Origin of the sequence: Amycolatopsis sp. SID8362 (assembly GCF_010550475.1) — a bacterium.
Taxonomy (GTDB): domain Bacteria; phylum Actinomycetota; class Actinomycetes; order Mycobacteriales; family Pseudonocardiaceae; genus Amycolatopsis; species Amycolatopsis eburnea.
In genome coordinates, this window is record NZ_JAAGNB010000833.1 from 1 (window position 1) to 7,683 (window position 7,683).

The following is a 7,683-nucleotide window of genomic DNA, read 5'->3' on the forward strand; positions in this document are numbered from 1 at the left end:
CGCCCGGCGCGGGCCAGCGCGTCCCGCACCGCCCGGCCGTCCGGGGCGCGGGCGGCGAGCCGGTCCAGGCTCTCCCGGATCAGCGTCTCGGTGTCGTGCTCGCTGCGGGTCATTCTCCAGCTCCGGTGGTGAGTACCGCGGGGTGCGGCGCCTGGCGCAGGGTCGCCAGCGCGCGGGAAATCTGGCTGCGCACGGTGGACGCGCCGCAGCGCAGGACCGCGGCGATCTCGGCGTCGGAGTAGTTCTCGTAGTACCGCAGCACGATCGCCGCGCGCTGCTTGCGGGGCAGCGTGGCGAGCAGGCCGAGCATCGCGTCCCGCTCGTCGTAGGCAGTGGCCGGGTCGGCTTCGGGCGGGCCGAGCGCGTCGAGGACGTCGTGGCTGCTCGGCACCATCCGCCGCACGGCCCGCCGGCGCCACGAGAGGTACTCGTTGGTGATCATCCGCCGCACGTACGACGGCGGGGTGTCGATGCCGTCCCACCGCTGCTGGGCGCGCAGCAGCACGTCCTGGACGATGTCCTGCGCCAGGTGCGGGTCGTTCGTCAGGACGGTGGCGTAGCGGAGCAGGCCGTCCAGCCGCTCCGCGACGAACTCTTCGAAGCTCACACGCGTCCCTTCCGTTCTCCCCATGGACGCGCGAGGGGCCCGGGTTGATGCACGCGGGCGAGAAGTTTTTTCGGGGCGAGTTCACCGGTTCGGCGCAGTTCAGCGTAGTCGCGGTCACAGTGGGCGTCTCGCCGGGGGTGATCGCCGGGTGCGACGGGCTCGCCGTTCACCGGTCCGGGTGGCTCTCAACTCCGGTGCGTTCCCGGGTTCCGCGGTGGGGTCAGGCCGCTCGGAAATTCCTGTCGGTGGTGCGTGCTTTCCTGGGATCCGGGAGGAAGAAGACCTGGAGGAGGGGCGATGACGAGGGGGAAGACGGCAGCCGTTTCGGCCGGCGTGGCGGTGCTCGTGGCCACGTTCGCGATCGGTCCGTTCGCGTTGTTCACGGGGGCGGTCCGGGGGCTCGTCGCGGACTGCCGCCGGTACACGCGGCGGTTCGCCGGCGGCGGTGCGGGGTTGCCCCAGGTACGCCGTCGCGGCCAAGCCGATCGGCTCGAGTCTTCTTCTGGTGACCGGTCAGCAGTTCGGTGTCACGCCGTCGAAGGAGGCGCAGTCGTCCTGGTTCCAGGGATCGTTCTGCCACTGCGCCGGGGTGAGGGTGCGGGAGGTGTCGCCGGCGACGAACGCCCACGGGCCGAAGTAGTCGTTGCTGTACCAGTAGTTGTCCTGGTCGTGGGTGATCGCCTCCTGCACCAGCGTGCCCCGGTACGGGGACCACGCCGGGTAGGTGCCGTAGTTCGACAGCACGGCCATCCGGCCGCACAGCCCGGCGCAGCCGGGGCGGGCCGGATCGAAGCGGAAGGTGTTCGAATGGATCTCGACCCGCTGGGTCTTCCAGCGGCAGTCGTCGAACAGCGGCGCCGACTCGATGCCCGGTGCCGCGCACTGGGTGCGGTCGGCGACGAGCTTGGTGCAGCTCGCGGTCGACGTGTTCGCCGGGCTGTTGCAGAAGCGGTCGGCGTTCTCCCACAGCGTGATGCCGGACCAGTTGTCCTCGAAGGTGTTGCCGTAGATGTCGATGACGTCGGTGCGGGCCGGCACGCGGGGTTCGCCGCCGGATTCGGAGATGTACACCGACGCGGACGGGAAGTTGTCGCCGCGGGACGCGCGCCGGCTGCCCGCCACCACGTTGTTGCGGCGGATGGCGTTGTGCCGGATCACGACGTTGTAGCTGATCTCGTAGAGGATCGCTTCCGCGTCATTGTCTTCAATGACGTTGTCTTCGACCAGGAAATCGTTGTCATTGGTGTCCGCCCACAGGCCGACGCCGTGGTTGTGGTGGATCCAGTTGCCGCGGACGTCGGCGCCGTTCACGGCCCAGAACTTGATTCCGCCGCTGCACCCGCAGCCGGGGTTGCGCGTTTCCCAGTCGTCGACGTTGTTCCCGGTGATTTCGTTGCCCTCGACGAGCAGCCCGGTGATCGCGTTGTCGGGGCGGTAGGCGTTCATCCCGTACTGCCCGTTGTCGCGCAGGCAGCTGGCCCGGACCACCTGCCGGGCGCCGGCCATCAGCGCGGCGCCGGTGTTGTGCTGGATGGTGGTGTTCTCGATGACCCAGTGCTCGCCGGAGTCGTGGTTGACGACGCCCTGGTCCTGCGGCGCGACGAAGTTCTGGATGGTGAGGCCGCGGATGACGACGTCCTTGGCCTGCTGGGTGAACGCGGCCCGGTTGACGCCGCGGCCGTCGAGCACCGCGCCGGGGGCACCGAGGTAGACGTCGCCGTCCTTGGGGATGACCTGCCCGTACTGGTCGGGCGCCAGCCGGTGCGTGCCGGGCGGCAGCCAGAAGGTGGTCCCCGGCGGCGACGCCTGGGTCTTGACGCTCAGGTCGCCCTCGACGGCCAGGTCGACGGCCACGGCACCCGGCGGCGCCTGTGCGTAGAGGGCGGGCTGGTTGTCGCACACCGCACCCGTCGCGGTCCCGCCGGCCGCGGCGGCCGGGAAAACGGGAACAACGGAGGTGGCCACGAGCAGGACGACGAGCGCGGAATGGAGGCGCGGCATGCCGTGAACCTACGCAGAATCGATGCCGGAGATACCGCCATCAGTGGACAGTTGCGGATTATCGGCCGCGGTAAAAGAATCACCGCGGCCGATAACGGGACAAATCCTGGACAATGGTGCCGGGAAAAATCCGGTGTTACCCGCGGAGAACGTCTTCGAGGCGCACGAAGGCGAAGCCCGTGGTCGGGAGGTCGCCCGCCGATGGGCGGCGCTCGCCGTCGTGGACCACCAGGAGGCCGTGCGGGTAGCGGCGGCCGAGCGGCGTGGTGGTGATCGCCGAGCCGTCGGAGTGCTCGACCGAGTCGGTGCCGCGGCCTGCGACGATCCGGAGGTCGCGCGTGCGCCGGCCGTACACGACGAACCGGGAGTCGCCCTGGCTGGACGCGAAGAGCGTGCCGTCGGCGACCGCCAGCCCTTCGGCGTCGGCTTCGAGCCACCGGCCGCCGAAGCCCGGGTCGGCGCCGTCGGGGACGCACTCCTCGGTCGCGGCGTTCCAGCGCTGCGGGACGCCGTAGGAGCGCACCCGGTCGACCAGCTCGGGCCGCCCGAACCCGGCGGACGTCAGCGGGATCCGCCAGATCCCGACGTCCTCCTGGGCGGTGTAGAGCACGCGGCCGTCGAACACCGACCCCTCCAGCTGCGGGCCTTCGCCGGGTTCCTCGCAGGGCGACCACGTCGTGCCGTCCGGCAGCCGGAACGTCGACGGCAGATCGACGGTGGCCAGTGGCACCGTGCCGACGGTGCCGTCCGGCCGGTCGGCCAGCTTCAGCAGCGCCACCCGCGTCTCGTGCCGCCGGGTCACCGCGACCCACCGGACGCCGGTGCGCGGGTCGCGTCCGGCGGCCAGGCCGTACGCGGTCCACTGACCGTCCACTTCGGACTCCGACGCGGAGAACACCGGCGCGGCGGCGGGATCGGTGACGTCCCGCAGCACGTGCCCGCCCGCCGCGGCGCCCGCCGGGTCGATCCGGTAGACCCGGATCCGGTCTCGCCCCCGGTCGCTCACGACGGCGAGGTCACCGACGACGTCGACGTTGTTGAACCGCCCGGGAGCGGCGCCGGGCGTCGGCGCGGCCGGCGCGGCGACCAGCTGGAGGGTCCGCGCGTCGAGGTCGAACGCGGCGAGCCCGCCCTCCTTGAGCGTCCCGAGCACCACGCTGCGGGAAGGATCGTGCGGGTGGACCCAGATGGCCGGGTCGTCGGCATCGGCGTTGGCCGGGGACGCGGCGGAATCGTCGACGAAGGCCTGCGTCTGGGCAACCGGCGAAGGATCCGGTGACGCGGCGGAGGCGGGAACGGCGGACACCAGGGAGACGGCGGCCACGGCCACCGGAAGAAGTCTGCGCACGCGCGGAAACTAGACGAATCGGGTGTCCGGGACATGAACGCCGGATGCCCGCTTCACCCGTGCCGCGTCGGCCGGTAGATCAGCTCCTGCGTCCGGCCGTCGAGTGTCCGGGTCTCCAGCAGCTCCAGGTCGAGGTCCGCCACCCCCTCGAAGACGGGCCGCACGCCCGTCTGTCCTGTGAGCACCGGGAACACCGTCACCTGGACGCGGTCCACCAGGCCCGCCGCCAGCAGGGCGCGGTTCAGCGTCAGGCTCCCGTGCGACCGCAGCGGTACCGGCGACTCCTCCTTCAGCCGCGCGACGACCTCGACGGCGTCGCCGGCCACGATCGTCGCGTCCGGCCAGCCGAGGGGGTCGGCGAGTGTGGTGGACAGCACCGTCGCCGGGAGAGTCCGGAGGCGGGTCACCCACGGGTCGAGCTCCGCCGCGGCCGAGAGCATCCGCGCGTTCACCCGGTGGGTGTGCGCGCCGAAGACCATCCGCTGGTCCTCGCGGTACTGCGCGAGGCGGTGCGCGAGCAGTTCCGGGCCCTGCTTGCCCCAGTGCCCACCCCAATCGCCGGTGTGGGAACCGAAGCCGTCGAGGCTCATGAAGACGTCGAACGTGTACTGGGCGGTCATCGGGCGCTCCTCGGGTAAGGGGGACTCTCACCCCCGCTACGAACGCGCCCCGCCCGTTTCGACACCGTCGCGGGAATCCAGGTAGTACTGGGCCACCGGGGCCAGCAGGGCGACGATCTCCTCGTCGTCGGCGTCGGCCAGCGGGGGCAGCTTGATCACGTACCGCAGCAGCGCGACGCCCATCATCTGCGCCGCGATCCCGGTCACCCGGATCTTGGGCACCGCCAGCGCCCGCGCCACCTCGGCCAGCACCGTGCGCTCGATGAACTGGCGCATCATCAGCGCGACCTGCTCGTTCGTCGCCGCCGCGCGCAGCATCGCGATGAACGGCGTGCGTCCTTCCGGGACGGCCCACACCGCCAGGAACGCCCGCACCAGGCGTTCGCCCACGCCCGAGCGCGGGCCCGCGAGGATGGCCGGAACCAGCGAAGCCGGGTTGACCGGGAGGTTCATCGCCGCCGCGAAGAGGGCCTGCTTGCTGCCGAAGAAGTGGTGCAGCAGTGCCGCGTTGACGCCCGCGTCGGCGGCGATCCCGCGGACCGTCGCGCCGTCGTAGCCCAGTTCGGCGAACCGGTGGCGGGCCGCGTCGAGGATCTTCTCGCGCGTCTCCGTCTGTCCCGGCCGCCGTCCCGCCCGTGCCATTGGCAGAGCTTAGAGCCCCTTTGACTACGCTGGTGCGCATGTCTGTCGCGGTGCGGGTGATCCCCTGTCTCGACGTCGACGCGGGCCGGGTCGTGAAGGGCGTCAACTTCGCCGGCCTCCGCGACGCCGGCGACCCGGTCGAGCTGGCCCGGCGTTACGACGCCGAAGGGGCCGACGAGCTGACGTTCCTCGACGTCACGGCGTCCTCCGGCGACCGCGAAACCACCTACGACGTGGTCCGCCGCACGGCCGAGCAGGTCTTCATCCCGCTCACCGTCGGCGGCGGCGTCCGCAGCAACGACGACGTCAACCGGCTGCTGCGGACCGGCGCGGACAAGGTGAGCATCAACACCGCCGCCATCGCCCGGCCGGAGTTCCTCCACGAAGCCTCTCGCCGGTTCGGCTCGCAGTGCATCGTGCTTTCCGTCGACGCGCGCCGCGTCCCCGACGGCGGCGAGCCGACCGCGTCCGGCTTCGAGGTCACCACCCACGGCGGCCGCCGCGGCACCGGGATCGACGCCGTCGAGTGGGCCGCGCGGGGCGAAGAGCTCGGCGTCGGCGAGATCCTGCTGAACTCCATGGACGCCGACGGCACCAAGAACGGCTTCGACCTCGAGCTCATCGAGCTGGTCCGCAAGGCCGTGCGGGTGCCGGTGATCGCCAGCGGGGGAGCGGGTGCGCTCGAGCACTTCCTGCCCGCGGTGCGGACCGGCGCGGACGCGGTGCTCGCGGCCAGCGTGTTCCACTTCGGACAGCTGAAGATCGGCGACGTCAAGGGCGCGCTGCGCGAAGGCGGGGTCGAGGTCCGGTGAAGTCCTGGCAGGCACCCGTCGAGGTGAAGGTCACCGCCGCCCTGCTGGTCGGGCTGCCGGTGGCGTGGGCGCTGCTCGACCTGATCCCGGTGCTCGGCGCCGGGGCGGGGCTGGCGATCTACCGGGTGCCCGCGCTCGCGCTGATCCTCGGCGGCGTCGTGACCACCGGGCTCGTGCACAAGATGGGCAGCGCGCGCATCGGCGGCCTGGTCGTCACCGTGGTGTTCGCGCTGCTGCACGCCTTCCTGCTGCTGGCCGCGGAACTGTGGTGGAACAAGCTGTTCTCCGGCCTGTCCTTCGCGGGCTACGGCTACGCGTTCGTCCTGTTGAATTCGATGCCGCTCAAGCGGCACATCCTGGGAGCGCAAGCATGAGCCTGGACGCGGCCGTCTCGGCGCGCCTCAAGCGCAACGCCGACGGCCTGATCGCCGCGGTCGTCGTCGAGCACGCCACCTCCGACGTGCTGATGATGGCCTGGATGAACGACGACGCCCTTGCCGCGACCCTGGCCACCCGCCGCGGCACGTACTGGTCGCGCAGCCGGGAGAAGCTGTGGGTCAAGGGCGAGACGTCCGGCCACTACCAGCACGTTCGCGAGGTGCGCATCGACTGCGACGGCGATACGGTGCTGCTGCGCGTCGACCAGACCGGCCCGGCCTGTCACACCGGCACGCACACCTGTTTCGACACCGAGGAGCGCCTGCTCCTGGCCGACGAGAAAGAGCACGCGTGACAATCGTCGCCGACGTCCTGGTCGGGCTGGTCGCCCTGATCCACGTCTACATCGTCGTCCTGGAGATGTTCCTCTGGACCACCCCGCGCGCCCGCGCCGCCTTCGGCACCACGAAGGAGTTCGCGGAGGAGAGCAAGACGCTCGCCGCGAACCAGGGGCTGTACAACGGCTTCCTGGCGCTCGCGCTGGTGTGGGGCCTGATCGCGGGCGAGTTCCAACTCCTGCTGTACGGGCTGATCTGCGTGATCGTCGCGGGCCTCTACGGCGCGGCGACGGCGAGCAAGCGGATCCTGTTCGTGCAGGTGCTGCCGGGCGCGCTGGCGCTGCTCGCGCTGCTGCTCGCCCGCTAGTCGATCTCGCCGGTGATGTAGCGCTGCACGGTCGGCGCCACCGCCGCGACGAGGGTGTCGACCTCCGCCGCCACCAGGGGTTCGAACTTCGCCACGTACCGGATCATGCCCATGCCGACCAGCTGGGACGCGCAGAGCGCCGTGCGCAGCGGGATCCGGTCGGAGCCGATCGACGTGATCAGCCCGGTGAAGAAGTTCTGGAAGAAGCTCCGCAGGACCTGGCCGGCCAGCTCGTGGCCGGTGATGCTGCGGACCAGTGCCTGGAAGACGTCGCCGCCCGCGCCGTCCCAGCGGGTGAGGAAGGTGCGGACGATGCGTTCGCCGATCTCGGCGTCCGGGCCGCGGCGGATCTCCCCCTGCAGCTCCACGGGGTCGAACGGGAGCTGGAGCACGGCCTTCGCGAACAGGCCTTCCTTGCTGCCGAACCAGTGGTTGACCATCGCCGCGTCGACGCCGGCGCGGGTGGCGATCGCGCGCACCGTCGCGCCGTCGTAGCCGCTCTCGGCGAACACCGCCCGCGCGGCCTCGACGAGCGCCGTGCGGGTGTCCTGGCCGGCGGGCCGCCGGCCG

The 7,683-nt window shown here is 71.4% G+C and carries 10 protein-coding genes; 4 read left to right on the forward strand and 6 right to left on the reverse strand.

The window, feature by feature from the left end; genetic code table 11:
• Positions 1–109: 109 nt before the first annotated feature.
• The 5 genes from G3I65_RS25955 to G3I65_RS25975 all read right to left on the reverse strand — a co-directional run bounded on the left by G3I65_RS25955 (position 110) and on the right by G3I65_RS25975 (position 5,218).
• Positions 110–607 (reverse strand): SigE family RNA polymerase sigma factor, encoded by a 498-nt coding sequence (locus G3I65_RS25955; protein WP_160698425.1) that lies wholly within the window; start codon positions 605–607, stop codon positions 110–112.
• Between the two features lie 513 nt (positions 608–1,120).
• Complete coding sequence (locus G3I65_RS25960) at positions 1,121–2,608, reverse strand: right-handed parallel beta-helix repeat-containing protein (RefSeq protein WP_160698426.1); 1,488 nt, start codon at positions 2,606–2,608, stop codon at positions 1,121–1,123.
• Between the two features lie 136 nt (positions 2,609–2,744).
• A complete protein-coding gene (locus G3I65_RS25965; protein WP_160698434.1) occupies positions 2,745–3,938 on the reverse strand; it encodes a phytase in 1,194 nt (397 codons plus the stop codon).
• Between the two features lie 71 nt (positions 3,939–4,009).
• Positions 4,010–4,576 (reverse strand): dihydrofolate reductase family protein, encoded by a 567-nt coding sequence (locus G3I65_RS25970; protein WP_160698427.1) that lies wholly within the window; start codon positions 4,574–4,576, stop codon positions 4,010–4,012.
• A gap of 36 nt (positions 4,577–4,612) precedes the next feature.
• Complete coding sequence (locus G3I65_RS25975) at positions 4,613–5,218, reverse strand: TetR family transcriptional regulator (RefSeq protein WP_160698428.1); 606 nt, start codon at positions 5,216–5,218, stop codon at positions 4,613–4,615.
• 38 nt (positions 5,219–5,256) lie between these two features.
• Here G3I65_RS25975 and hisF point away from each other — a divergent pair, with 38 nt between their 5' ends.
• From hisF to G3I65_RS25995, 4 genes are read left to right on the forward strand one after another with little or no spacing between them, the layout of a single operon-like run.
• Positions 5,257–6,030, forward strand: coding sequence for an imidazole glycerol phosphate synthase subunit HisF (gene hisF, locus G3I65_RS25980; RefSeq protein ID WP_160698429.1), 774 nt, complete (start codon positions 5,257–5,259; stop codon positions 6,028–6,030).
• Positions 6,027–6,404, forward strand: a complete 378-nt coding sequence (locus G3I65_RS25985) for a hypothetical protein (RefSeq protein WP_160698430.1) — start codon at positions 6,027–6,029, stop codon at positions 6,402–6,404. Before hisF ends, G3I65_RS25985 begins: the two co-directional genes overlap by 4 nt.
• Positions 6,401–6,763 carry a phosphoribosyl-AMP cyclohydrolase gene (gene hisI / locus G3I65_RS25990; protein WP_160698431.1) on the forward strand — a complete coding sequence of 121 codons (363 nt, stop codon included), beginning with the start codon at positions 6,401–6,403 and terminating at the stop codon, positions 6,761–6,763. Before G3I65_RS25985 ends, hisI begins: the two co-directional genes overlap by 4 nt.
• Positions 6,760–7,113, forward strand: a complete 354-nt coding sequence (locus tag G3I65_RS25995) for a DUF1304 domain-containing protein (protein WP_160698432.1) — start codon at positions 6,760–6,762, stop codon at positions 7,111–7,113. Before hisI ends, G3I65_RS25995 begins: the two co-directional genes overlap by 4 nt.
• Here G3I65_RS25995 and G3I65_RS26000 read toward each other — a convergent pair.
• Positions 7,110–7,683: TetR/AcrR family transcriptional regulator (locus tag G3I65_RS26000; RefSeq protein ID WP_160698433.1), on the reverse strand; the 574-nt coding region annotated here is incomplete at its 5' end. The genes G3I65_RS25995 and G3I65_RS26000 overlap by 4 nt on opposite strands.

What these genes read in the sequence shown, in the direction of transcription:
- hisI (WP_160698431.1), top strand. Translation starts at nt 6,401, where the DNA reads ATGAGCCTGGACGCGGCCGTCTCGGCGCGCCTCAAGCGCAACGCCGAC.
- hisF (WP_160698429.1), top strand. Translation starts at nt 5,257, where the DNA reads ATGTCTGTCGCGGTGCGGGTGATCCCCTGTCTCGACGTCGACGCGGGC.
- G3I65_RS25970 (WP_160698427.1), bottom strand. Translation starts at nt 4,576, where the DNA reads ATGACCGCCCAGTACACGTTCGACGTCTTCATGAGCCTCGACGGCTTC.
- G3I65_RS25960 (WP_160698426.1), bottom strand. Translation starts at nt 2,608, where the DNA reads ATGCCGCGCCTCCATTCCGCGCTCGTCGTCCTGCTCGTGGCCACCTCC.
- G3I65_RS25975 (WP_160698428.1), bottom strand. Translation starts at nt 5,218, where the DNA reads ATGGCACGGGCGGGACGGCGGCCGGGACAGACGGAGACGCGCGAGAAG.